This window comes from Nocardia sp. NPDC051900, from assembly GCF_044452545.1.
Lineage (GTDB): Bacteria > Actinomycetota > Actinomycetes > Mycobacteriales > Mycobacteriaceae > Nocardia > Nocardia sichangensis.
This window is the reverse complement of the sequence record NZ_JBITBU010000024.1, coordinates 34,781-59,619: the sequence shown is the minus strand read 5'-3', so window position 1 is coordinate 59,619 and position 24,839 is coordinate 34,781. Positions and strand designations below refer to the sequence as shown.

At 69.3% G+C, this 24,839-nt stretch carries 19 protein-coding genes; 13 read left to right on the top strand and 6 right to left on the bottom strand.

Annotated features, from left to right (window positions below):
• The first annotated feature begins 120 nt into the window (after positions 1-120).
• The 4 genes from glp to ACIA5H_RS32160 all read left to right on the top strand — a co-directional run bounded on the left by glp (position 121) and on the right by ACIA5H_RS32160 (position 3,940).
• Positions 121-1,365 (top strand): gephyrin-like molybdotransferase Glp, encoded by a 1,245-nt coding sequence (gene glp, locus ACIA5H_RS32175; protein ID WP_397079563.1) that lies wholly within the window; start codon positions 121-123, stop codon positions 1,363-1,365.
• On the top strand, positions 1,362-2,384 hold the full coding sequence (gene moaCB / locus ACIA5H_RS32170) for a bifunctional molybdenum cofactor biosynthesis protein MoaC/MoaB (protein ID WP_379253307.1): 1,023 nt from the start codon (positions 1,362-1,364) through the stop codon (positions 2,382-2,384). The genes glp and moaCB overlap by 4 nt, the downstream gene beginning before the upstream one ends.
• Entirely contained in the window at positions 2,371-2,805 is a 435-nt protein-coding gene (locus tag ACIA5H_RS32165; protein ID WP_355077707.1) for a molybdenum cofactor biosynthesis protein MoaE, read from the top strand. Before moaCB ends, ACIA5H_RS32165 begins: the two co-directional genes overlap by 14 nt.
• A 121-nt stretch (positions 2,806-2,926) precedes the next feature.
• Positions 2,927-3,940 (top strand): AraC family transcriptional regulator ligand-binding domain-containing protein, encoded by a 1,014-nt coding sequence (locus tag ACIA5H_RS32160; RefSeq protein ID WP_379253306.1) that lies wholly within the window; start codon positions 2,927-2,929, stop codon positions 3,938-3,940.
• Here the strand turns inward: ACIA5H_RS32160 and ACIA5H_RS32155 are convergent.
• The 3 genes from ACIA5H_RS32155 to ACIA5H_RS32145 all read right to left on the bottom strand — a co-directional run bounded on the left by ACIA5H_RS32155 (position 3,930) and on the right by ACIA5H_RS32145 (position 6,794).
• Positions 3,930-4,121, bottom strand: coding sequence for a hypothetical protein (locus ACIA5H_RS32155; protein WP_355077710.1), 192 nt, complete (start codon positions 4,119-4,121; stop codon positions 3,930-3,932). The two genes, ACIA5H_RS32160 and ACIA5H_RS32155, sit on opposite strands and share 11 nt — an antisense overlap.
• A 185-nt stretch (positions 4,122-4,306) precedes the next feature.
• On the bottom strand, positions 4,307-5,341 hold the full coding sequence (locus tag ACIA5H_RS32150; protein ID WP_397079559.1) for a CobW family GTP-binding protein: 1,035 nt from the start codon (positions 5,339-5,341) through the stop codon (positions 4,307-4,309).
• A 94-nt stretch (positions 5,342-5,435) separates the two neighbouring features.
• Positions 5,436-6,794: an N-acetylmuramoyl-L-alanine amidase gene (locus ACIA5H_RS32145; protein ID WP_397079557.1), complete on the bottom strand. Its 1,359-nt coding sequence runs from the start codon at positions 6,792-6,794 to the stop codon at positions 5,436-5,438.
• 437 nt (positions 6,795-7,231) lie between these two features.
• Between ACIA5H_RS32145 and ACIA5H_RS32140 the strand changes: the two genes are divergently transcribed.
• On the top strand, positions 7,232-7,603 hold the full coding sequence (locus tag ACIA5H_RS32140; protein ID WP_379253302.1) for a hypothetical protein: 372 nt from the start codon (positions 7,232-7,234) through the stop codon (positions 7,601-7,603).
• A 57-nt stretch (positions 7,604-7,660) separates the two neighbouring features.
• Positions 7,661-8,410: an SDR family oxidoreductase gene (locus ACIA5H_RS32135; protein ID WP_379253301.1), complete on the top strand. Its 750-nt coding sequence runs from the start codon at positions 7,661-7,663 to the stop codon at positions 8,408-8,410.
• Positions 8,411-8,443: 33 nt separating this feature from the next.
• Here ACIA5H_RS32135 and ACIA5H_RS32130 read toward each other — a convergent pair whose 3' ends face one another.
• A complete protein-coding gene (locus tag ACIA5H_RS32130; RefSeq protein ID WP_397079554.1) occupies positions 8,444-9,301 on the bottom strand; it encodes a cyclopropane mycolic acid synthase family methyltransferase in 858 nt (285 codons plus the stop codon).
• A gap of 179 nt (positions 9,302-9,480) precedes the next feature.
• Here ACIA5H_RS32130 and ACIA5H_RS32125 point away from each other — a divergent pair, with 179 nt between their 5' ends.
• A complete protein-coding gene (locus tag ACIA5H_RS32125; RefSeq protein WP_397079552.1) occupies positions 9,481-9,882 on the top strand; it encodes a PaaI family thioesterase in 402 nt (133 codons plus the stop codon).
• Here ACIA5H_RS32125 and ACIA5H_RS32120 read toward each other — a convergent pair.
• The gene (locus ACIA5H_RS32120) at positions 9,879-11,003 is read right to left on the bottom strand and encodes an MAB_1171c family putative transporter (RefSeq protein WP_397079550.1); all 1,125 of its coding nucleotides are present in this window, start codon (positions 11,001-11,003) and stop codon (positions 9,879-9,881) included. The genes ACIA5H_RS32125 and ACIA5H_RS32120 overlap by 4 nt on opposite strands.
• A 637-nt stretch (positions 11,004-11,640) precedes the next feature.
• Between ACIA5H_RS32120 and ACIA5H_RS32115 the strand changes: the two genes are divergently transcribed.
• A complete protein-coding gene (locus ACIA5H_RS32115; RefSeq protein ID WP_355077722.1) occupies positions 11,641-12,369 on the top strand; it encodes a TetR/AcrR family transcriptional regulator in 729 nt (242 codons plus the stop codon).
• 13 nt (positions 12,370-12,382) lie between these two features.
• Here ACIA5H_RS32115 and ACIA5H_RS32110 read toward each other — a convergent pair whose 3' ends face one another.
• Positions 12,383-12,931, bottom strand: a complete 549-nt coding sequence (locus tag ACIA5H_RS32110; protein ID WP_379253297.1) for an ester cyclase — start codon at positions 12,929-12,931, stop codon at positions 12,383-12,385.
• A gap of 456 nt (positions 12,932-13,387) precedes the next feature.
• Here ACIA5H_RS32110 and ACIA5H_RS32105 point away from each other — a divergent pair, with 456 nt between their 5' ends.
• The 5 genes from ACIA5H_RS32105 to ACIA5H_RS32085 are packed head-to-tail and all read left to right on the top strand — an operon-like array spanning position 13,388 to position 24,819.
• Entirely contained in the window at positions 13,388-19,711 is a 6,324-nt protein-coding gene (locus ACIA5H_RS32105; RefSeq protein WP_397079547.1) for an SDR family NAD(P)-dependent oxidoreductase, read from the top strand.
• Positions 19,708-21,132, top strand: a complete 1,425-nt coding sequence (locus ACIA5H_RS32100; protein ID WP_379253295.1) for an aminotransferase class I/II-fold pyridoxal phosphate-dependent enzyme — start codon at positions 19,708-19,710, stop codon at positions 21,130-21,132. The genes ACIA5H_RS32105 and ACIA5H_RS32100 overlap by 4 nt, the downstream gene beginning before the upstream one ends.
• Positions 21,129-23,141 carry a CRTAC1 family protein gene (locus tag ACIA5H_RS32095; RefSeq protein WP_356961060.1) on the top strand — a complete coding sequence of 671 codons (2,013 nt, stop codon included), beginning with the start codon at positions 21,129-21,131 and terminating at the stop codon, positions 23,139-23,141. Before ACIA5H_RS32100 ends, ACIA5H_RS32095 begins: the two co-directional genes overlap by 4 nt.
• Positions 23,138-24,328, top strand: coding sequence for an enediyne biosynthesis protein (locus ACIA5H_RS32090; RefSeq protein WP_397079545.1), 1,191 nt, complete (start codon positions 23,138-23,140; stop codon positions 24,326-24,328). Before ACIA5H_RS32095 ends, ACIA5H_RS32090 begins: the two co-directional genes overlap by 4 nt.
• Complete coding sequence (locus ACIA5H_RS32085; RefSeq protein WP_379253292.1) at positions 24,325-24,819, top strand: flavin reductase family protein; 495 nt, start codon at positions 24,325-24,327, stop codon at positions 24,817-24,819. Before ACIA5H_RS32090 ends, ACIA5H_RS32085 begins: the two co-directional genes overlap by 4 nt.
• The last annotated feature ends 20 nt before the right edge of the window (positions 24,820-24,839 follow it).

The window sequence follows — 24,839 nt, the reverse complement described above, 5'->3', positions numbered from 1 at the left end:
GCATGGCGGCAGAGGCGGAGAACCGCCCCGACCGGGCGTTAGGCGTACCTCCGCCTTCGCTCCGGCCATGCGCAGGCTGAGGACGGACTACGTCCGACCGCACCCATTAGGCTGACTCGCATGAACCCTCGGCCCGCCGGCGTCTCGGCCAGGCCCGTCGACGACTATCGCGACAGCATCGAACAGCTGCTGCGGCCACTGGCCGCGCGCGCGGTCGAGTCCGTCGCGGTGCCGCGGGCGCTGGGCAGGCAGCTGGCCGAAGACGTCCGTTCGCCGATCGATCTGCCGGTGTTCCGCAACTCCGCGATGGACGGGTACGCGGTGCGCGCCGAATCGGTGCTGGTCGCGCCGGTCACCCTGCCTTTGGCAGGCGTCGTCGCGGCGGGAGCCGCCGGCCGCGCGCCGCTGCCGCCCGGTGCGGCGATGAAGGTGATGACCGGCGCGCCGATCCCGCCCGGCGCGGACTGCGTTGTGCCGGTGGAGGACACCCGCGTCGGCGACGGCACGGTGACCATCGAGCGCGGACGCAGCGCGGGGGAATTCGTGCGGGAACCCGGCACGGACGTCCGGACCGGTGACCTGCTCGCACGGGCGGGCACCACGCTCGCGCCCCGGCATGTCGCCGCCCTGGCCGCGGTCGGGCTGTCCGCGGTGGCGGTCTTCCGCGCGGTGCGCGGCGCGGTGATCACCACCGGCGACGAGCTGGTCGCGGCCGGAAAGCCGCTGCGCCCCGGCCAGATCTACAACTCCAACGGCGTCGCCCTCGCCGCGGCGCTCACCGCGAACGGCGTCGAGGTCGTCTCGGTGGCGCACAGTACCGACGATCCGGCGCGTTTCCGCGGGCTGCTGTCGGACGCGATGGAGCGCGCCGATGTGGTGTTCACCTCCGGTGGTGTGTCCAAGGGCGACTTCGAGGTGGTCAAGGACGTGCTCGAACCGATGGGCGGACGGTTCGGCTCGGTCGCGATGCAACCGGGCGGCCCGCAAGGGCTGACCGTCGTCGACGGGGTGCCGGTGCTCAGTTTCCCCGGCAACCCCGTCAGCACGATGGTGTCGTTCGAGGTGTTCGCCCGCCCGATCCTGCGGCGCCTCGCCGGTCTGCCCGAGGTGGACACCTACGAGCTTCCCTTGTTCAACGCCGTGCCGCGCTCGCCGGAGGGCAAGCGTCAGCTCCTGCGGGGGAGGCTGATCCGTGGGCGCTCGAGTGAGTCGTCCGCGTCCGGACGGCCGCGTGCGGTCGAGGTGGTGTCCGGTCCGGGCTCGCATCTCGTGGCGGCCATGGCGAAAGCCGACGTGCTGATCGATGTGCCCGCCGAGGTCACCGCTCTGCCCGCGGGCGCAGTTGTGCGAGTGTGGACCTTATGAGCGAGTTGTCCCATGTCGACCACGAAGGTCGCGCCCGCATGGTCGATGTGAGCGCGAAGAGCGAGACCACCCGGATCGCCGTCGCGGCAGGCGAGTTGCGCACCACGGCCGAGGTGGTCGCGCTGGTACGGGCCGACGACATGCCGAAGGCGGACGTGCTGTCCACCGCCCGCATCGCGGGCATCGCGGGGGCGAAGAAGACCTCCGAGTTGATCCCGCTGTGCCATCAGCTGGCGCTGTCGTCGGTGCGGGTGGAGTTCGGTTTCACCGACACCGCCATCACCATCGAGGCCACCGCGAAGACCAAGGGTCCGACGGGTGTCGAGATGGAGGCGCTCACCGCCGTCGCGGTCGCGGGTCTCACCCTGCACGACATGGTGAAGGCGGTCGACCCCGCGGCAGTACTCACCGGCGTGCGCCTGCTGGCCAAAGAAGGCGGCAAACACGGTCATTGGGAGCGCCCCGCCGACGCGGCCTCGGACGAGAGCGAGGACGAGCCGGTCACCGCCGACTACGCCGAGCCCGAATTCGACGAGGAGGAACGCTCGGCCGTGGTACTGGTCGCGTCGACCGGGGTCGCGGCGGGCACCCGCGTCGACACCACCGGTCCGGTGCTCGTGGACTGGCTGTCCGGCCTCGGCTTCTCGGTGCGGGGCCCGCTGGTCTACGCCGACGCCGAGATCGAATTCGGGCTTGCCGACGCGCTGCGCTTCGAACCCGCACTCGTCATCAGCACCGGTGGGACCGGAGCCTCCCCCACCGACGCCACCCCGGAGGCCACCCTCGCCTTGCTCGATCGCGAACTACCCGGTGTGGCGGAGGCGATCCGGCAGCGCGGCACCGCGAAGTTCCCGCTGGCGGCGCTGAGCCGCGGCGTGGCGGGACTCGCGGGACACTCGGTGATCGTGAATCTGCCCGGGTCGCCGGGCGGCGTGAAAGACGGCATCGCGGTGCTGGAACCGCTGCTGGATCATCTGCTCGCACAAGTCGCCGGAGGTGGAAGTCATGACAACGGCTGAGGCTACGGTCCGGCTCGCCCGGATCAGCGACCAGCCGCTGGACCCAGCGGAGGTCGAGGAGGCGGTATCCGGATCGCATTACGGCGCTGTCGTGGTGTTCACCGGGAAAGTCCGCGACCACGATGGCGGACAAGCCGTTTCGGCCCTGGAATACTCCGCGCACCCGCAGGCGGAGCGGTTCCTGCACACCGTCTGCGCCGAACTCGCCGCCACGCACGGCCTGCCGGTCGCGGCCGTGCACCGCGTCGGCTCGCTCGACATCGGTGACCGCGCGATCGTCGTCGCGGTGGCGGCGGCGCATCGCGGCGCGGCGTTCGCGGCGTGCGCGGAACTGGTGGACCGGATCAAACACGAAGTTCCGATCTGGAAGCGCCAGCTGTTCGCCGACGGACTGTCGGAATGGGTGAACGCCTGCGGGTGATCTGACCGTGACGTGAATCTCATGACGAATCAACACGTCCGGTATAGCGTGTGCGCGCGGTATCGCTTCACTCGGAGACCGACGGTGCGCCGATCGGTCGCGTGGCAGAAGGGAGCACGCGATGGGAACCGATCAGGTTCTGCTCCACCGGTTCGTCATCTCGCAACTCATCGCGGCCGGGGTGGACCGCGACCGGCTGCTCCGGGAAACCGGATTGCCGGAGTGGACCATGGCGGGCGACGACCTGCACCTGCCCAGCCAGATGTTCTCCCGGCTGTGGGAGATCGGTGAACTCGAACTCGGCGATCCGGACGTCGCCCTGAACGTGGCGAGCCGCTACGAACTGACCTGCCTGGGGCTCTACGACTATCTGTTCTCCTCGGCGCCGACACTGGGGGCCGGACTGGCGACCTGCGGTCCGTACGTCACCGCGGTGACTACCAACCACCGATTCGACCTGGTCGCGGAGAACGACGACGAAGTCACCTTGTATCTGGACATGATCGACGGGGAAGGCCGCGGCCGCGATCTCACCCAACTCTGGGGGCTGAGCGCGGTGCTCAGCCGGGCACGGCGCGTGGTGCGTGAACCGCTGGCCCCGGTGCGGGTCGCGCTGCGCCAGCACGCGCCCACCAAGATCGACACCTTCATCGAGGTGTTCGGCACCACCGCGATCGAGTTCGACGCGCCGGTGGACGCGATGACCTTCCGCGCCTCGGACATGGATCTGCCGCTGACCACCAGCGATCCGGTCCTGGCCGGCATCCTGCAACCCTTGGCCGCCGCGCTTCCGCCACCGCCGCCGCTGGCCACCGCATGGCCCGAACGCGTCGCGGCCGCCCTGGCGGACTGCCTGGAGGACGGCGACGCGTCCCTGGAGCGGGTGGCGCGGAGGCTGGCCACCAGCCCGCGCACGCTCCAGCGGCGGTTGCGCGAGGCGGGTACCACGTGGCGCGCCGAGCTGGACCGGGCGCGCGGCGCGCGGCTGGTCGCCGCGACCGCCACGGGGCCGCTGAGCCCCTCGCGCCAAGCCGAGATCCTCGGCTACTCCGACCCGGGATCGCTGCGGCGCGCGGCTCGGCGCTGGTCGCTGGCCACCCACGCCCCGCGCACCGAGCGGAGCTTCACGGCCTGAGGAAACGCGCGGCGATCGACCAGAAGGTCGCGTCCTCGATCGCCCGGAAATCCCAGCTGTTGGTGAGTGCGTGGGTCTCGGCGACGATCGCGGGAACGTCGAAGTCGTCGCGGGTGGCGGTGCCCTTGGCCTCCAGCACCTCGATGACGTACGCGGTGGCGCTCTCCATGGAATCTGACACGGGAAACTCCCATCGGTCGCAGGACGATTCGGTCGGTAACGGATCGGCTGCCGAGCGGCGCCGCGCGCGGCAATACGCTCCCGGTGCCCACCGACCGGCGGACACGCATCCAGTCTCATGAAAAGACCGCTCTGTCACCAGCACCGAACACGACATGTCGCGACCGAACGCGCCAATCTGCGCGCTCAGTGCGGCGTATAACGCCATACCCCGAGCATGCTCTGCGAATCGAGCGGTTCGGCGTCGTCGTGCACCGTGTCACGAAGCCGCGCCATGGCCTTGTCGGTGTGCAGACCGGCGCCGATGAGCACCAGCTGCGCCCCCCGCGATTCGCCGCGCGACCAGCCGCCCGGCTCGAAGACGATGTGGCGGCCGACCATGTGCAGGACGAATTTCCTGCGTTCGCCCGCCACCCCGAAGGCGGCGAAGCCCTTGGCCCGGAACAATCCCGGTGGCGGGTCCTCCAGGAAGCCGATCAGTTTGCGCGGGTCCAACTCCCGGTCGCTGGCGAAGGAGACACTGGTGTAGTCGTCGTGCAGATGGCGGTGCCCGGCGTGGTCGTGGTGCTCGTGCTCGACCAGCAGTTCGTCGAAGCTCAGTTGCTCGGCCACCAGCGGGCGTTCGCGTCGCGGTCGGTCGAACAGCAGTCCGGGATCGATCCGGCCGTGAGTGGTCGCGTACACCGGCACCGAGCCGACCAGCGCCGCGATGTCCGCGCGCAGCCGTGCGAGCTGCTCGGGCGCCACCCGATCGGCCTTGTTCACCACCACCAGGTCGGCCAGCCGCACATGAGTGCGCAGCTCCGGATGCCGGGCACTGCTGTCCGGGAACTGTTCGACGTCGACCACCTCGACCAGGCCGCCGTAGCGTAGGCGCGGATTGTCGCTGCCGACCACCATCCGGATGAGATTGCGCGGCTCGGCCAAGCCGCTGGCCTCCACCACGATCACGTCGATTCCGGCGCGCGGCTGCGTGAGCCGGGTGAACAGCTCGTCCAGTTCGGTGACGTCGACGGCGCAGCACACGCAGCCGTTGCCGAGCGAGACCATCGCGTCGACCTGCCCGGCGACCAGCATCGAATCGACGTTGATCGCCCCGAAGTCGTTGACCACCACGCCGATCCGGGTCCCCCGGTTGTTTCGCAGCAAATGATTGAGCAGCGTGGTCTTCCCCGAACCGAGAAACCCCGCGACGAGCACAACAGGAATCCGGTCAGCCATTCCGCTCACCCTAGTGCGCCGCGAGACCCGCGGGAAAAGCCGGACGCCACCCTCGCCGTGGTGAGGGTGGCGTCCGGTGGGTTCGGTGCGCGGACTATTTCGCGGGGCCCAGCAGCATGCCCGCCAGGCTGTAACCGAGATTGATCAACTCCGTGCTGATGGCGTTGTTGTCCAGCCCGAGCATCTTCGCCAACGGCATCAGCAACTCCATGATCGAAGCGTTGCCCCCGGCGGCCCCGGGGGCCTGCTGTGCGTTCGGCGTGCCCGGCGACTGGGTTCCGGAAGTACCCGGCGATTTCGGCGCCGCCGACGCACCGGGTGACTGCGGTGTCGCCGTTCCTGGAGCCGGTTTCGGCGTCGTGGTGCCGGGAACCGACTGCGCCTGCGGCACCGCCGGGGCCGCAGGGCTCTGCGGCACACCGGGAGTCGTGTAACTCTGCGGCACCGCGGGAATCACCTGGGCCTGCGGTACCGCCGGGTTCGTCTGAGCCTGGGGAGCGAACGGGTTCGTCTGGGCTTGGGGGGCGAACGGGTTCGTCTGGGCCTGCGGCGTTCCCGGCGTCGGAGCCTGCGGCGTTTCCGGGGCGACCGCGGGATGGTCGAACGACGCACCCTGCGGGGTGCTCTGGCCGCCCTGCTGATCCGGCGCGGCACTCGGCTGCGGTGTGCCGAGCAGGTAACCGACCACGCCGGTGGTCAGCGCGATCGCGTGCTTGAGCTGTCCGTCCGGTGTCTCCAGCGACGCCGCGTCCTCGGGATTGGCGCCATTGCCCATCTCGAGGAAGACGAGCGGAACGGTGGTCAACGCGGGCCCGGCGATGTCCGTGCGGGTCTGCAGACCGTCCACCACCCCGCCGTAGTTTGCGGGCGGGAATCCCGCATCGCGATACGCGTCGCGCACCGACTTGGACGCGGCGAGTCCCGCTCCCGCCTGGACCTGATCGACGATCAGATTCGGGATGGGCAGCTCCGGGATGATCAGGTGGAATCCGCGATCCTGCGCGGGCGCGCTGTCGGCATGGATGCTCACGGCGACGTCGGCGCCGGACTGGCTCGCCGCGCGGGCCCGTTCGTCGACGCAGCCGCCCCAGTTCATATCGTCCTGGCGGCTCAGCACGACGTGCGCGCCGAGCGTCTCCAGCGATGTCTTGACGACCTGCGCGACGTTCCAGGTGATGGTGTGCTCGGGAACGCCGTTCATCGTGGTCATGCCGGTGGTCTGGCAGTCCTTGGTGCCGCCGCGACCATCGCTGACCTGTCTGGCCAAGTCCTGGGAGTGGTTGGACCCCTGGTGGCCGGGGTCCAGGAATACGGTCTTGCCTGCGAGCTTCTTCGACATGTCCAGCGGCGACGGCGCCGCCTGCGCGCTGGCCGGAAGCAATCCGGACAACGTCACCGTTACCGCGGTCGTGACCGCGGCGCAGATACCGGCTTTGACGATGCTTGGCTTCATAGTGCGGTCGGTGCCCCGGGACGGAGCACCCCTCCCTTCCCACTTGTAACACCAAACCCAATGGTCACTCTGGCAACGCATGTATCAGCAAAGCAAGGTGCGTGATCGAAGTGTTACAGCATGCGCGACGCCCGGCGGTCAGATCCGCCCCGGCGGTTTGCGCAGAGATAGCAGAGCGTAATGCACGTGGGTCGTCACTGTCTCGATCGGCACGCCGAAATCCGTAGCGACTTCCCGATACGTCGGGATTGCCCGGAATTTTCTGGGCGATAGCGATGTCCGTGTGGTCCGGTCCGGAAACGCGGATTCCGGCACACCACCTGGTCGGTTCTGGTAATGCTTGCCGCGGAGATGCGGAGGATCTCTCGAGTCGGCCGCGACGGCGGGAGCACGACGACCCGTGGACGCGGCGGGAGTACAAGTCAAGGAGAACCGGTATGCGTGCTAGCGCGCTCCTCCTCGCGGGAGCCATGGGTTCCGCGGTGACCCTGCTCGCGGCGGCGACGGCGACGGCCGAACCCGCGAACACCATCTCGCAGGATGGCGTCTATTCGGTCGGCGTCGATATCGTCCCCGGTCTCTGGGAGGCGCCCGGCACGAGCGACCCCGCCTACGCGTGTGATTGGCGCAGGTTGTGGAAGGTCGAGGGCGACAACACGAACATGCAGTACATCATCGCGAACAACTACACCCGGCTCGGCCCGGTCCGGGTGCGGATCAAGCCGACCGACGTCGGGTTCAAGACCGAGAACTGCGGGCCGTGGCGGTTGCTGTCGACAGCGCCGCCGACCGGCTCCTCCGGCGACTGAAACGACGGAGGCGCACTCGACGGACGACGTCCGACCGTGCCTTATAAGGTCAGCCGCATGTCGCGAAAAAGGATTCTGATCACCGGCGCGAGCGCGGGCCTCGGGGCCGCCATGGCGCGCGATTTCGCCGCCGAGGGCCGCGACCTCGCGCTGTGCGCCCGCAGGCTGGACGCGCTCACACAGTTGCGCGACGAGCTGGTGGCGAGTCATCCCGGAATCAACATCGCGGTGCGCGCGCTCGACGTGGACGACCACGCGGCGGTGCCGGCCGTCTTCGGCGAACTGCGCGACGAGCTCGGCGGCTTGGACCGGGTGATCGTCAATGCCGGGATCGGCAAGGGAGCGCTGATCGGCACCGGACGGGCCGACGCGAATCTCGCGACGGCCACCACGAACTTCGTCAGCGCGCTCGCGCAGGCGGAAGCGGCGCTGGAGATCTTCCGCGCGCAGCGGGCGGGGCATCTGGTACTCGTCGCGTCGATGAGCGCGGTGCGCGGGCTGCCCGGCAAGAAGGCGGCCTATTCGGCGAGCAAGGCGGGGCTCGCCGCGCTCGGCGAGGCACTGTCCACCGAATTGGCACGCTCGCCGATCCGGGTGACCACCCTGCTGCCGGGTTTCATCGCCACCGATATGGCGGCCAAGGCGGGCGACGCGCGGATGGTCGCGCCCCTGGACAAGGGCGTGGCGGCGATGGTGGCCGCCATCGAGCAGGAGCGACGCCGAGCCTGCGTCCCCGGGTGGCCGTGGCGGCTGATCGACCTCGCGCTTCCCCATCTCCCCGACGCCGTGGTGGCGCGGATGAGCTGAACCGGCCCCCGCCGGGGCGGCTCTGAATGAGCGTCACTTGACCAGCGTGAACTGCACGATATCGATGCGACCGGCGCGGAATTGCGCCGCGCACCCGGTCAGATACTTCATGTACCGCTGGTAGACCTCCTCGGATGCCAGGGCGACCGCCTCCTCCCGATGCGCCCGCAGCGCCTCGGCCCAGCAGTCGAGGGTGCGCGCGTAGTGCGGCCGCAATTCCTGCATCTTCTCCGTGCCCAACCCGGCGCGCCCGGCCAGCCGCGTGACCTCTGCGGGATGCGGCAGCTGCCCGCCGGGGAAGATCTCTCGTTTGATGAAGATCTGGAACAGCGCGTCGTCCCGGGTCACCGGGATGCCCATGCGCCGCATGTCTTTCAACGTCCACCCCACGATCGTGTGCAGCAGCATCCTGCCGTCCGGCGGCAGCATCCGGTGACACCGCTGGAAGAACGTCTCGTAGCGCGACCGCCGGAAGTGCTCGAACGCGCCGATGCTGACGATCCGGTCGACTTCGCCCTCGTATTCCTCCCAACCCTGCAGCCGGACCTGCACACCGGGGATGCGCTCGCGCTCGATCTTGTCCCTGACGTGGTCGTACTGGTTGCGACTGAGCGTCAGACCCACGACCGTGGCGCCGTAGGCCGTCGCGGCGCGCAGCATCGTCGACCCCCACCCGCAGCCGACGTCCAGCAGGGTCATCCCCGGCCGCAGGTCGAGCTTGCCCAGGGCCAGGTCGATCTTCGCGCGCTGCGCTTGCTCCAACGTCATGTCCGGTCGCTCGAACCAGGCGCAGCTGTAGGTCATCGTCGGGTCGAGGAAGAGTGCGTAGAACTCGTCGGAGAGGTCGTAGTGGGCCTGCACCTGCCGATAGAACGGTTGGAGGTTGGTCATCGCGTTTCTCCTGTTCATCGGGTTCAACAGCTGATACCCGCGCGCCGCCGCCGCGTTTCGCCGCACGCGGACCGATACGCAACCGATGTGCGGGTCACCGTTCGGCAACGGCGGCGAACGAAGGTCGATTACCCGCGAGGTAATCGACTCCGTGACCCGCGGCAGGCAAGATCGCGGACATGATCGATGAGACGGGCACCAAGTTGTTCCACCAGACCATGCCGTTCACCGAACGCCTCGGCGTCGAGGTGCTCGCGCACGGGCCCGAGCTGGTGCGCAGCCGCCTGGCCTGGAACGAGTCGCTGTGCACGCTGGGCGGCGTGCTGCACGGCGGGGTGCTGATGTCGCTGGCCGACGCCACCGGCGCGGTCTGCGCGTTCCTCAACCTGCCGGAGGGCAAGCAGGGCACCACCACGGTGGAGTCGAAGACGAACTTCCTGCGCGCGGTCCGTTCCGGGTACGCCGTCGCGTCGTCCACGCCGCTGCACGCCGGACGCTCGTTCGTCGTGGTCGAGACGGTGATCCGGGACGACGCGGACAAGCTGGTCGCGAAGGTCACCCAGACCCAAGCGGTGCTCTAGCCGACGCCGACGGCCGAGTGGACCCGCTCGCCCGCCGCCGCGCGGGCCCCGGGCCACACCCGGGCGAGACCGAGCAGTTGCCGCAGCCCGGCGTCGAAATCGGGCGCCGGAACCGGCAACCGGACCGGGGACGATCCGATCGGGGCCGCTCCCGCCTCACGCGCGAGCGCCGCGCACGCCACTTGGTGCGCGTAGTCGGTGAGCGGACATCCCGAGCCTGCCGTCGCCGACGTCGGGGCGTAGCGGCCGAGTTGCAGCAGCGCGTCCTGGATCTCCACGGTCATGCGCATCAGCCGGGTCTCCGGGTCGGCCTGCTCACCGGCCGCGGGCCGCAGCACGATCTCGGGCACCGCGGTGGTGAGATCCCGCCACAGCGGGCGCAGCCTGCGACCGGCGCGTCCGGCCCGATCCAGTTCCGCCATCGCCAGCAACGTCTGGACCAGCGGAATCGCGACCAACGTCGCGTCGACCATCAGGCACAGGGTGACCGTCGTTTCGACCCTGACCATCTGCGCGCCCAAGCCTTGCCATCCGGTGACGACCCATACCGTCGACAGCACCAGATTCGCCCCGAAAAGGGTCGCCGCCCAGATCAGCGTGCCACACACCAGCTTTCCCGCCAATCCGATGCCACCGGCCCGCAGTTCCTGCGCGCACATGCGGGCCAGGAGCCAGACGTTCAGCAACAGCGGGAGTCCGAACGCGGTCCACACCACCACGCCCTCGGTGTCCAGGGTCAGCTCGACCAACCTGCCCTCCTGTCGCGCCGACGTGCCCGCCAGCAGGATCGCGGCGGTGGACGCGGCCGCCAGCAGACAGCAGACGCGGTGCCTGCGCCGGACCGCGGCCGGTTCCGCGCCCAACGCCCAGATGCGGACGATCCCTTGCACGCACATCGATGACATCACCGTGCAACCCAGCGCGAGCTGATGGGCGAGACTCGCGATGCCGGGCGTCATGCCGCAGCGATACAGCAGCAGACTCAGCAATCCCCACCCGAACAGCTTGTTCAGCAGCCGGTCGACGATCGTGTCGTGTACCAGCAACCACCGGCCCGCGAAGACGGCCGCGACGAAGCCGACGACCGGCCACGCGATGATTCCCGGAATCGATGCCGCCATCGGCCGACCTCCCCACCCACGAAACTGTCCTTTGCGAACGATAACGTTGTCGCGTGTTCGTGACCACGCGGAACAAGAATCGGCGGCAACCGATAGCCGAGGCGTGCACCGAACCGATGTCTTATTTGTCCAATTATCGACATCGCGTGCCGAGCGCGGGGCGGACATCGTTTGTCACCGGCCCCAGAACTTCCGCCGCGCCGTCGGCGAACGTCACAACAGCGTGCCGAACAGCGAATTACATAAGGACACAAAACATTCGGCGGAATCGCTGTGGATGTTACGCTGTATCACATAGAGTTTCAGTGACGACACTCACCTCCGACACGCACCTCCTGGCGGGTGCGTCTGCTCTTCGTAGCCCGCGAACGCGGCTCTACCTCATGCTCTGCCCGCCCGTTCGTGCGGCAAGAACGGAGATATCTGTGCGCGATGAACCACGGTCAGCTTTCCGGCCCGAGCGAATCGATGGTGCATCGATCGAAATCGACTTCGTTCCCCCGGCGCCGAGACCGGTGGCCCGCGCGCTGATCAGGACCGGGGCGCCCTCGGTCGAGCGGCGATACCGCCTTCCGGAAGACAGCGCACCAGTGCATCTATGCGTCACGGCGTGATGGCGCCGGGGGAAACGGAAGCGATGAGCAAGCAGACTGCCGGAACAACCGAACTAGCCGTGCGCCCGGCCGCCGGGACGGACACGATGAACACCGCGCTGCGCGATCGCCTGATCGACGCGACCGTCGAGGTGGTGTCGACCGAAGGTTTGCACGCGCTCACCGTCCGCCGCGTTTCCCGTATGTGCGGGGTCTCCACGATGGCGGTGTACTCCAACTTCGGCGGGATGCCCGGCCTGATCCGGGCGGCGGGTTCCGCGGGCTTCGCGCAACTGGCCGAGCGCATGACCGCGGCCGGGGTGAGCGACGAGCCGATCACGGACCTGCTCGTGCTCGGCCTGGTGTTCCGCGACGAGGCCCAGCGGCGGCCGGAACTCTTCCAGCTGATGTTCGGCACCGGGACACGCATCGACCTGAAGATCAACCGCGGCAATGTGCTCGTGGCCGGGCACGATTCGGAGTTCGAGCACTACGCGGAAACCTTCGACCACGTGGTCGGGGCGGTGCAGCGCGCGCAGGACGCCGGGCTGATCAACACCCCGGACGTGCGGTCCGCCGCGGCGCAGCTGTGGATGGGACTGTTCGGCTTCGTCCAACTGGAGATGGCCGGTCACCTGGGCGACGACGGTCTGCTCGAAGTGCTGGTGCCCGCGATCGTGAATCTGCTCGTAGGCATGGGCGCCGAGCTGGAATCCGTCGGCGCTTCGGTCCTGCTCGCGGTGGAGCGGTTCGCCACGCTGTTCGGCGAGTGAACCACCGCCCGGATCAGAAGGGCAGCTTGGACCTGAATCGCTGGGCGCGCGCCATCGCGCGCTCGGCGGCGCTACCCCGCGGCGGCATCAGACCCAATTGCAGCAGCATCTCCGTGAGATCCCAGGTGGCCTGGCTGCGCCAGATCAGCCCGGAACGGAACTGCCACGCGTCGATGACAAGCAGATCGAGCTTCTTGCCGGTCGGGCCGAAACCGGGCGGGTCGATGGGGCCGAGATGGGTGCCGGTCATCCGCCACGGCACCAAGGCCAGCCGGCCGTCCGCGGCGAGTACCGGCGGAAAGGGGTTGGTGTAGGCGACATCCGGGAACGAGCGCACCGTGTCGGCGACGAACTTCTCCACACCCGTCCGGCCGTGCGCGGGCGCGTCCAGCGAGGGGTCGTGCCAGATCGTGTCCTCGGTGACGCATTTCGCGACCGCCGCGCCATCACCGCTGTTCCACCCCGCGATGTATTGCTCGGTGAACGCCAGCAGCCACTCCAGGCTTTCGATGGGTTCGGCCTCCGCCTCGATGCGGAACTGCCCGGTGTTGTACGAATCCACGCCCATCGCCTTTCAGCCAGTGCTTTTCGACGAGCCATCGTAGCCACGAATGGACCGCGTACTCAACACCTTCCGGCGCTCCGGAGCCGGACGGTACGGAATAACATCGGAATAACGATGTAATTCACACCGGTTCCACCGCTCGATAACTCTGTAATAACGCCAGAATAATCCCGTCATACCCCCTCTGAACTGCGTTGATGATGGATTCGGCATTACTTGCCCAGCAATGGTTTTCGGTAATCGCCCGCATGATTCCGTATTGACCTTCGCGAATCACCCCTCCTACCATGGGTGGACACTGACCTCCTACCGCGGAACCACTTCACCGCCGGACGGCGCCAATGGCCGAACAGGTTTACCGGTGCCGCGATTCCGGCTGTCTCCACGCTGATTCGACGACGCCGACGTGAAACCGTCTGCGTTTCCGAATGCCCGAGCATCAGGGGATTTTTCATGCCCAATGTAGCAATTGTCGGTATCGGCTGCCGTTTTCCGGGCGGCATCGACGGACCGGACACTTTCTGGGATCTCGTCGTGCACAAGGGCGACGGGATCGTGGAAGTACCGGCGGACCGCTGGAACCTCGCGAAGTTCTACGACCCGGACCCGGACGCCCCGGGGCGGATGTACACCAGGCATGGTGGATTCCTGACCCAGTCGCTGTGGGACTTCGACGCCGAGTTCTTCGGCATCTCCCAGCGTGAGGCGTCGATCATGGATCCGCAGCAGCGGCTGCTGCTCGAGGTCGCCTGGGAAGCGCTCGACGACGCGGGGATGGCGGGCCGGGTCGGCGGCCGCGAGGTCGGCGTGTTCGTCGGCGGCTTCATGAACGACAACGCGCTGGTACGCAGCGGCTCGGTGGCCAGGGCCTCGATCAACAGCCACAGCCCGACCAGCTCGTCACACACGCTGCTGTCGGCCCGCATCGCGTTCCTGCTGGATCTGCTCGGGCCCACGATGACCATCGACACCGCCTGCTCCTCCTCCTTGGTCGCGCTGCACCAGGCGGTGCTGGCGCTGGAGTCGGGCGAGTGCGAGACGGCGATCGTCGGCGGCGCCAACGCGATGCTGCGCCCCGAGGCGTTCATCTCCATGTGCAAGGGCCGCTTCCTCTCCGTCGACGGCCGGTGCAAGTCCTTCGACGCGGCCGCCGACGGCTACGGGCGCGGTGAGGGCGCCGGCGCCGTGGTGCTGAAGACGCTGGACGCGGCGGTCCGCGACCGCGACCGGATCTACGCGGTGGTGCGCGGCAGCGGCGTGAACCAGGACGGCCGTACGCTGGCCATCCCGGTGCCCAACCCGGCCGCGCAGGAGGCGCTGGCCCGGCGCGTGCACCGGCTGGCGGGCATCGACGCGCACGACGTCCGCTATGTGGAGGCGCACGGCACCGGCACACCCGTCGGCGACCCGCTCGAATTGGCCGCCCTCGGCGCGGTGTACGGCGCGGTCGAGGGCCGCGACGAACCGCTGCCGGTCGGCTCGGTGAAGAACAACATCGGCCACACCGAGGCCGCCGCGGGCGTCGCGGGTCTCATCAAGGCCGCGCTGACGCTGCACCACGGCGTCATCGCACCGCAACTGCGGCTGGACAACCCGAACCCGGAGATCCGGTTCGACGAGCTGCGGGTGCGCATTCCGCTGGAGACCGAACCGCTGCCCAACGACGACGGCCGGGCCGCGGTGGCGGTCAACAGCTTCGGCTACGGCGGCACCAACGCCCATGCGGTCCTCACCCGCGCGCCGGAAGCGCCCGCGCAGGAGCGGACGCGCGGGCCGATCACGGTGCTGCCGCTGTCGGCCCGCAACGAGACCGCGTTGCGCACGATGGCCACCCAGGTGCACGACCTGACCGAGACCATCCCCGCGGACGCGGTGACCGAGGCGGCGTGGACGCAGCGGGCGCACCATCCGATCCGCGCGGCGTTCGCCTACCGCGACACCGACGATCTGCGCACGCAGCTGGCCGATTTCGCGGCGGGCGCGAGCAAGTCACCCGCCCGCGCGCTCACCGACGGCTCCACCCAGCCGGTGTTCGTGTTCAGCGGCATGGGCCCGCAGTGGTGGGGCATGGCCCGTGGCCTGCTCGAGGCCGACGGGCATTTCGCCGCCGCCGCGCGATCGATCGACGAAATCTTCCGGGACATCGCGGGCTGGTCGATCGTCGAGGAACTGCTGCGCCCCGAGGCGGAGTCGCAGATCACCAGAACCGCGTACGCGCAGCCGGCGAACTTCCTGGTCCAGGCCGCGCTCCTGGCCGAATTCGCCGAACTCGGCATTCACCCCGCCGCGGTGGTCGGCCACAGCGTCGGCGAAGTGGCCGCGGCCTACGCCTCGGGCTCGCTGTCGCTGCACGACGCGCTGCTGGTGAGCTATCACCGCGCCCGATTGCAGGCCACCACCGCGGGCACCGGCGGCATGCTCGCCGTCGGCCTTTCGGAAGACCAACTGCGCGAGCGTCTCGCGGGCGTTGCGGGCGTCTGCGTCGCGGCGATCAACAGCCACTCCGCGGCGACGCTGTCCGGCGACTCGGCCGAATTGGACCGTATTCGGGAGAAACTCACCGCCGAAGGCGTCTTCGCCAGGGCGCTGCGCGTCGAGGTGCCCTACCACAGTCACCTGATGGACCCTATCCTCGGCGAACTCACCACGGTGCTCGCCGGACTCGCGCCGCGACCCGCGCGAGTGCCGATCTGGTCCACCGTCACCGGCGGGGAACTGTCCGGCCCCGACTGGGACGCCGAGTACTGGTGCCGCAACGTGCGCGAGCCGGTGCGGTTCGGCGCGGCCGTGGACAGCCTGCTCGACGCAGGCCACCGGGTCTTCCTCGAGGTGGGACCGCACCCGGTGCTCAGCGGCAACATCAAGGAGGCGTTCGTGCGCCGCGGCCTGGACGGCGCGGCGATCAGCACCCTGTCCCGCAACGCCGACGACCGCGACAACCTGCTGCGCGCGGTCGGCGAGCTGTACCAGACGGGCGGCTTGGACACGGCGCACGCGCCGGGCGCACCGGAAACGCCTGTGGCGCATCTGGATCTGCCTCGCTACCCGTGGCAGCGCCGCACGCTGTGGACCGAGGACCCGGCGATCGAGGCGGACCGCGTCGGCGCGGTCGACGGCTACGTCATGCTCGGCCAGCGCACCGCGGCGTCCGCGCCGGAGTGGGAAGTCGAGTTGTCGGTGGCCGCGCTGCCGTGGCTGCCCGATCACGTGGTGGACGGTTCCGTCGTGCTGCCGGGCGCGGCCTATCTGGACGCCGCGCTCAGCGCCGTCGCGGTGCGGACCGGTCGCGCCTGCTTCGGGCTGGAGTCGGTCCAGTTCGTCGCGCCGCTGGTGATCGGCAGGCACGACGTGCCGGTATTGCGTCTCACCGTCGAGGAGACCACCCACAGGTTCACCCTGCGTTCGCGCGCCGCCACCGCGACCACCTGGACCGTCAACGCGTACGGCAGGCTGATCGAGGCGGACGTCGACGCGCGCTCCGTCGACCTCACCCCGGCGGCCGACGCGGTGGAGGTGTCCGCGGCGACGCTCTACGACGGCCTGGCCGCGCACGGCCTCGCCTACGGACCGAGCTTCCGGCTGATCACCGCCGCCAGCGTGGGTTCCGACTCCGTGCTGGCCCGGCTGGATCTCACGCCGCTGGCCGGGAGCGCGCCGAGCCTGCCGCATCTGGCCCATCCCGCGGCGGTCGACGCCGCGCTGCAATGTTTCGCGGCGCTGTACGCGCAGACCGCGCACGGCGCGAGCGTCGTGGTGCCGTCCTCGGTCGCCGGGGTCCGCTGGACCGGCCCGCTGCCCGAGCAGGCCGTCGTGCTCGTCCGCCGCGTCGACGGCGACCCGCTGTGCGCGGACATCACCGTCGCTTCGCCGGAAGGCGCCGTGGCACTGCATCTTTCGGGTGTACGATTTGCCGCCCTCGGGGGCGATCCGGATCTGCACGAGCAGCTCGACGGGCTGTTCTACGAGCCGGTGTGGTCCATCGTCGACGACACCGCGACCGCCGACGAACCCGCGGACGGGGAGGAGTTCCTGCTCGTGGTCAGCCTGGGCGGCGCCGTCTCCCAGCGCGCGAAGGAGATCGCCAGCGCGCGAGCGTCGGCGGAGATCCTGACCCTGGAACCGGAGGAGGCCGACGCCTCCGATCGTGTCCTCGCCGCCCTGCGCGCCGCGCAGGAACGGCCCGGCGTGACGCGCGGTCGCCTCGTCGTGGTGTCCGGCGCCGAACTGGACGCGGTGCCCAACGCCTACGGGCTCGCCCAGGTCGCCAAAGCGGTCGGCGAACTGGTGGTCGGCGAGGAGGACGACGACGCCCCGGCGACCGAGGTGCGCGCGGTGGTGGTCACCGAGCAGGCGTTCTGCCTGCCGGTCGACGCCTTCGCCCATCCCGCGCAGGCCGCGCTCACCGGCGCCCGGCGCACGCTGCGCAACGAGCAGCCCGCGGTGCAGTGGCGACTGGTCGACACCGAATCCACTACGCGCGCCGCGGACATCCTGGAGCAGGTGTTCGGCGACGGACGAGCCGACGAGGTCGCCTTGCGGGCGGGCGCGTGCTGGGCGCTGCATCTGCGCAAGTCCCTGCGCGACCATCTGGCGGTCTGGGACGAGGCCGCGCCGCTGACCGACCCGGAAACCTCTTTCCGCCTGGAGGTTCCGCGCTCCCGATTGCTGTCGGACCTGGCGTGGCGCGCGGTCGATCGCGTGCCGCCGGGGCCGGGCGAGGTCGAGATCCGGATGGACGCGGTGGGCCTGAACTACAAGGACGCGCTCAAGGTGCTCGGTGTGCTCACCGAAAAGGAGCTTGCCGGCACGTATTTCGGCACCGACCTGGGTATGGACGGTTTCGGCGTGGTCGAGCGCGTCGGCCCGGGAGTGACCGAGGTCGCCGTCGGAGACGAGATGTCGGTGTGTGCCAGGGACCTGGTTCGCAGGTACGTCACCCTCCGGCCCGACGAGGGCGCCACGATGCCACTCGACTACCCGGACACCGAGCTCGACCCGTGCCACTCCAGCTCGGTACTGCCCTTCCTCACCGCCGAATTCGCCTTCGGCGAGCTCGCGCACCTGCGACCGGGTGAGACGGTGCTGATCCACGGCGCGGCGGGCGGCATGGGCATGGCCGCGGTCCAAGTGGCGGTGCGCCTCGGTGCGCGGGTGATCGCGACGGCGGGCTCGGAAGAGCGCCGAGCGGTGGCCGCGGCGGCGGGGGCACACGAGGTGGTCAACTCGCGTTCGATCAGCTTCGTCGACGACGTGCTCGGCCTGACCGCGGGACGTGGCGTCGACGTGGTCTACAACTCCTCCCCCGGCGAGATCCTTCAGCAGAACCTTCGGGCGGCCGCCGAGTTCGGGCGGATCATCGAGATCGGCAAGGCCGACATCTACGGCGGCGGCGCGATCGACCTGCGCCCCTTCGACCGGAACCTGTCGTTCTTCGCCGTGGACATGGACCGCGCCCTGGCCGTGCGCCCCGAGCTGGTCCGCCGCGCGGCGCGCCGGGCGATGGACGCGCTGAACGACGGCACGTACGAGTACCTGCCGTACACCGCGTTCCCGCTCACGTCGACCGCCGAGGCGTTCGAGACCGTGGTGCGGTCCAAGCAGATCGGCCGGGTCGTGCTCGATCTGCGGGAACCGGAACCGACCGTGCTGGCCAAGCGGCCGAGTCTGCCGATCGACCCCGCGGCCAGCTACCTGGTCACCGGCGGCTTCGGCGCGTTCGGCCTGGCCACCGCGCGCTGGCTGGTGCGGATCGGCGCGCGGCGCGTGGTGCTGGCCGGACGCAGCGGCGCGACCGGTGACGCGGCCCGCGCCGCGGTCGCCGAGCTCACCGCCACGGGCGTGGAGGTCGTCGAGGAGCGTCTCGACATGGCCGACTACGACGCCGTCGCCGCGCTGGTCGAACGCATTCAGGCCAGCGGACATCCCCTGCGCGGGGTGTTCCACGCGGCCGGCGTGGTGAACAACCTCGAGGTCCCGCAGATCACCGCCGAGTCGCTGGCGGAGATCTTCGGGCCCAAGGTCGCCGGTGCGGTCAACCTGGACACCGCCGTCACCGCCGCCGACATCGACCTCGACATGTTCGTGCTGTTCTCCTCGGCGAGCAGCATCGTCGGCATCTCGCCCCAATTCGGCTACGCGGCCGCGAATTCCGTGTTGGACATGATCGCGTCCGCCCGCCGGGCCCGCGGCGCCGCCGCACTCGCGGTGAACTGGGGCTTCATGAGCGGTGGCGGCGGCATGGCCGATTACGAGGCGGTCAGTCGATATGCGGAGATGACCGGTTACCGCTCGGTGGACATGGACGTGGCCACCGATCTGCTGGGCGAATGCCTGCGGCTGAACCTGCCGCAGATCGTGCTGTTCGACGTGGACTGGAGCCAGTGGGCGCTGGCGCATCGCCCGTCCACCCGCACACCGCGTTTCGCCGACCAGGTGGCGGCCGCGGGCGGCGGGGCGTCGGGCGCGGGCGCGCTGCGGGCGGAGATCCTCCAACTGGGGGTGGAGCAGCGCGGCGAGGTGGTGGCCTACCTGCTCGCCGAGCAGCTGGCCGCGGTGCTCGGCGTCGACGCCGAGACGATCGATCTGAACACCCCGCTGCCCGAGCTCGGCATGGATTCGCTGATGGGCATGGAGTTCGGCGCCCGCGTGGTGCAAGTGCTCGGCACCCAGCTGTCGGTGCTCGCCGTGATCGGACTGACGTTGCGCGGGCTCGGCGCGCGAATTGCCGAGCAGATTGTCCAGGAAGAAGAGCGCGCGGCGAGGAGCGAGGACGAATGACCGGCAACAACAGGGAACTGGCCCGCGCACTGCTGGCCAGGCACGCCAACGGTGAGAACACCGCCCCGGCGACCGGCAACGGCGCGCGTGCCGCGGACGGCCCCGCCGTCCCTACCGCGGCGACCGGCAACGGCAACAGCGCGTCGCGCGGAGTCGCGCACACGTCGTTCCGTGACCACCCCGGCGTGCTCGAGGCCGCGCAGCGGTTCGGGCGGTTCGACGCCTGGGTCAACGAGGTCGGTCTGGTCAACCCGTACTACCTGCCGCACGAGGGCATCAGCGGCGCGGTGACCCGGATGGCAGATCGGGACGTGGTGAACTTCAGCAGCTTCGGCTACCTGGACCTGGCCGCCGACCCCCGGGTACGACAGGCCGCCAAGGACGCGATCGATCAGTACGGCACCTCCGCCGCCGCGGTCCGGATCGTGGCGGGCGAGCTGCCGATCTATCGCGAACTGGAAGCCGAGATCGCGCGCATCTACGACACCGAGGCGGCGCTGGTGACCGCGAGCGGCTACCTCACCAACGCCGCCGCGGTCGGATTCCTGCTCGGCAAGCGCGATCTCGCGGTCTGTGACGCGCTGATCCACCACAGCGTGGTCTCCGGCACGGAGTGGTCGCGCTGCAAGCGAGTTTCCTTCCGGCACAACGATCCGGAGTCGCTCGAGACGATCCTCAAGATGTCGCGGCGTAGCTTCGACCGGGCCATGGTGATCATCGAGGGCCTCTACAGCATGGACGGCGACGTGGTGCGGTTGCCCGAGATCATCGAGGTGGCCCGGCGCTACGACTGCTCGATCATGATCGACGAGGCGCATTCGTTCGGCACCCTCGGCGCCACCGGACACGGTGTGCGCGAGCTGTTCGACCTACCCGGCGACGCCGTGGACGTCTGGATGGGCACCCTGTCCAAAGCGCTCGGCAGCGTCGGCGGCTACCTCGCGGGCAACCGGGAACTGGTCGACGGATTCAAGTACGTCGCGGGCGGTTTGAGCATGTACACCGCCGCCCCGGCCCCGTCGGCGATCGGCGCCGCCTTGGCCGGGCTCGGGGTCCTGCGCGACGAGCCGGAACGCGTGGCGCGGCTGCGGCACAACAGCGAGTACTTCCACCGCCGCGCCAAGGACTACGGCTTCGACATCGGCACGTCGGAGGGTTCGCCGATCATCCCGGTGATGACCGGCGCCGACGAACCGGCCGTGCTGGCGGCATTGGCCATGCTGCAACGCGACTTCAGCGTGAACGCCATCACCCACCCGGTCGTCCCGGCGGGAGAGGCCAGGCTGCGGTTCTTCATCAACTGCAGGCACACCGAGCAGCAAATGGACCAGGCGCTGGCCACGCTGCGCGAGGTGCTCGACGGACTCGCGGACACCGCGGGACAGCAATTCACACTCGCCCATGAGGAGCAGCACTCGTGAAAATTCCCATCAATCGATCCCTCCTCCGAAAGGCGGTGGTGCCCGGGGTGGCGCTGCTGCTGATGGGCTCGCTGTTCATTCCCGCACGGTCGGCGCTGCTGCCCACCTACGACGAGGCGGGCGGCCCCATCGCGAGCAAGTTCGACTTCACCGCGATGCCGATCGCGCTGCCAAAGGGCCTGCCGACCGACCGCAAGATCCGCGAGCTGCGCGAGCCGTACAAGCACCTGTCGGCCTGGATCTCCTCGGTCGGCGCGGCCATCGCGATGAACGACTTCGACGGCAACCGGCTGGCCGACGACCTGTGCGTGGTCGACCCCCGCTCCGACACGGCTTTCATCACGCCGACGCCGGACAGCAATACCGCCCGCTACGAGCCCTTCGTGCTCGATCCGCGGCCGCTGCCCGCCGACTCCTCCACGGTTCCGTCCGGCTGCATCCCGGGCGACTTCAACGGTGACGGCCGCATGGACGCGCTGGTGTCGTACTACGGCCGCACGCCGATTCTGTACCTGCAGCGCGCCAACGCGACCCACCTGGACGCCAAGGCGTTCCGCCCGGTGGACATCGTGCCGTCCCCGAACACCCCGGACGGGCACTACGAGGGCCAGCGCTGGATCACCGCGGCGGTCTCGGTGTCCGACTTCGACGGTGACGGCAAGCCGGACATCTACCTGGGCCAGTACTTCAACGACATGGACGTGCTCTCCAAGGACGGCCAGCTCGCGCTGTGGATGACCGACTCGCTGTCCAACGCGCGCAACGGCGGCAAGGATCGCATCTTCACCCTCGCCTCCGCCAAATCGGGTGACGAGCCGACCGCCGAGTACCGCGAGGTGGCCAACCCGTTCCCGATCGGCATGGACACCGGATGGGCGCTGGCCGCCGCCGCGGCCGACCTGAACGGCGATCAGCTTCCCGAGCTGTACGTGGCCAACGACTTCGGGCGCGACCGCCTGTTCGTCAACAAGTCCACACCGGGCCAGATCCGCTTCGGCTACGCCGAGGGCGAACGCGGCATCACCGAGCCGAAGTCCTATGTGATGGGCCATGATTCGGACAAGGGCATGGCGGCCGACTTCGGCGACCTGAACGGCGACGGCATGCCCGACCTGTTCGTCAGCAACATCGCCGTGCGCTTCGCGCTCATGGAAGGCCACTTCGCGTTCTACAACACGGCCAAAGACACCGCCGACGCGGCACGTCAACTGGCCGAGGGCATCGCGCCGTTCAAGAACCGCGCCACGGACGTCGGGCTGGCCTGGGAGACCTGGGGCTGGGACGCCAAGATCGATGACTTCGACAACGACGGCCGCAACGAACTGATCCAGGCGACCGGCATGATCAAGGGTGAGACCAACCGGTGGCCGCAGATCCAGGAACTCGGCACCATGAACGACGACCTGACCAGGTACCCCTGGGCCTGGCCGATCATCAGCTCGGACGCCGATCTGGCGGGCAGCAATCCGGTCGGCTTCTTCAGCCGCGGTGACGACGGCAAGTTCGCCAACCTCACCCACGCGCTCGGCATGGACACCCCGGTGCCGTCGCGCGGCATCGCGGTCGGCGACACCTCCGGCAACGGCGCGCTCAGCTTCGCCGTCGCCCGCCAGTGGGGCGACCCGACCTTCTACCACAACAACAAGGCGAAGGGCGGCCAGTTCCTCGGCCTGAAGCTGTTCAAGCAGGCTTGGGAGGGCAACGCGGCCACGACCACCGTCGCCGGTCTGCCCCCGCAGGGCGTTCCGGCGGTGGACGCCCAGGTCGAGGTCCGCACCCCGGACGGCCGGTTGCTCACCAGCCACCTCGACGGCGGCAGCGGGCACACCGGCAAGCGGGCCACCGAGGTGCACATCGGCCTCGGCGAGGTCGATCCGGCCGCCCCGTTGAACGTCACGCTCCGCTGGCGGGAGACCAACGGCACCCCGCACGATCAATCCCTCCAGCTCGCGCCGGGCTGGCACACCGTGAACCTCGCCTCGGACGCGCAGGAGGTCAAGCAGCGATGAGCGACAACGACAACAAGGATCCGGGCGAGGCGAAAGCCGCCTCGAACGGTCATCACGAAACATCGGCGGCCAACGGCAACGGCGCGGCCAACGGCAACGGCGCCGCTCCCGAAAGCAACGGCACGGCCGCACCGACGACCACCGCCGAACGCATCTCGTCGATGCAGCGCTCGGGCACCGAATTCGCTAAGGAATGGATGGAAAAGCCCGCGGCGACGAAGGATCCGCGCTACCTGGCGCTGCGCAACTTCGCCATCTCGATCACGATCTTCAACCTGATCGGGTTCCCGCTGCTCGGTTTCGAGCAGCCGTTCCTGTGGCCGTTCATCGCACTGGCCACCGCCTACACCACCGAGATCGGGCTGGAGGTCCTGGCGGCCTGGGCGTACAAGCGTGCGCCGGCCTTCCGCGGCCGCGGGCCGCGTGGGTTGTTCGAGTTCCTGTTGCCCGCGCACATCACCGGCTTGGCGTTCAACTTCCTGACCTTCGCGCACGACAAGCTGTGGCCGGTGATCTTCGGCGTCGTGGTCGCGGTCGGCACGAAGTGGGTGCTGCGCGCCAAGATCAACGGCAAGATGCGCCACTTCATGAACCCGTCGAACTTCGGTGTCGTGGTGTGCTTCCTGGTGTTCCCGATGATCGCGGTCGCACCGCCGTACCACTTCACCGAATACATCACCGGACCGGCGGACGCGCTCATCGTGCTCGGCCTGCTCACGACCGGCACCATGCTCAACGCCAAGCTGACGCTGAAGATGCCGCTGATCATGGCGTGGGTGGGCGCGTTCGCGCTGCAGGCCATCGTGCGCGGGCTCATCGAACCGAACATCTCGATCCTGGCCGGCCTGAGCATGATGACCGGTCTGGCGTTCGTCCTGTTCACCAACTACATGGTCACCGACCCTGGCACCACCCCGTCGGGCAAGAAGCAGCAGATCATGTTCGGCGCCTCGGTCGGCATCATGTACGGCGTGGTCACCGCGCTGCACATCTCCTACGGGTTGTTCATCGCGCTGGTCATCGTCTGCGGCGCGCGCGGCGTCTACTGGTGGGTGCGCGGCATCGCCGAATGGTGGCGGCAACGGGGCGCCGCGCCGGAAGCGGCGGAGCAGCCCGTGGTGGCCGACGACCTGGAGGCCGACATCGCGGGTGAACCCGAACCGGAGAAGGAGGCCGCCCGCTCATGACCGACCGCGCCGAGCTGCGCCGCGTGCTCGGCGCGTTCACCACCGGTGTCACCGTGGTCACCACCGGGTGGCCACGGCCGCACGGCATGACCGCCAACGCGTTCACGTCCGTCTCGCTGGATCCCCCGCTGATCCTGGTGTGCGTCGCCCATACGGCGCGTCTGCACCGGGCGATCCACGAGGCGGGCGCGTTCGCCGTTTCGGTGCTTTCGGCGGGCCAGGAGCCGGTGGCCCGGTATTTCGCCGACTCGGCGCGCCCCGACGGCAGCGCGCAATTCGACCAGGTCGAGTGGTTCCCCGGACCGCACACCGCGGCGCCGATGCTGGCGCACGCGGCCGCGGGCTTGGAGTGCAAGCTCGACGCCGTATTCGACAGCGGCGACCACAGCATCGTCGTCGGCGAGGTCGTACACGCCGAACGCGACGCCGAACTGGCCGCCACGGGAGCGCTGACCTTCTTCGACGGCGGCTTCCGTCGCTTGATCCTGTGACGATCCCCCACTCCTCCGAC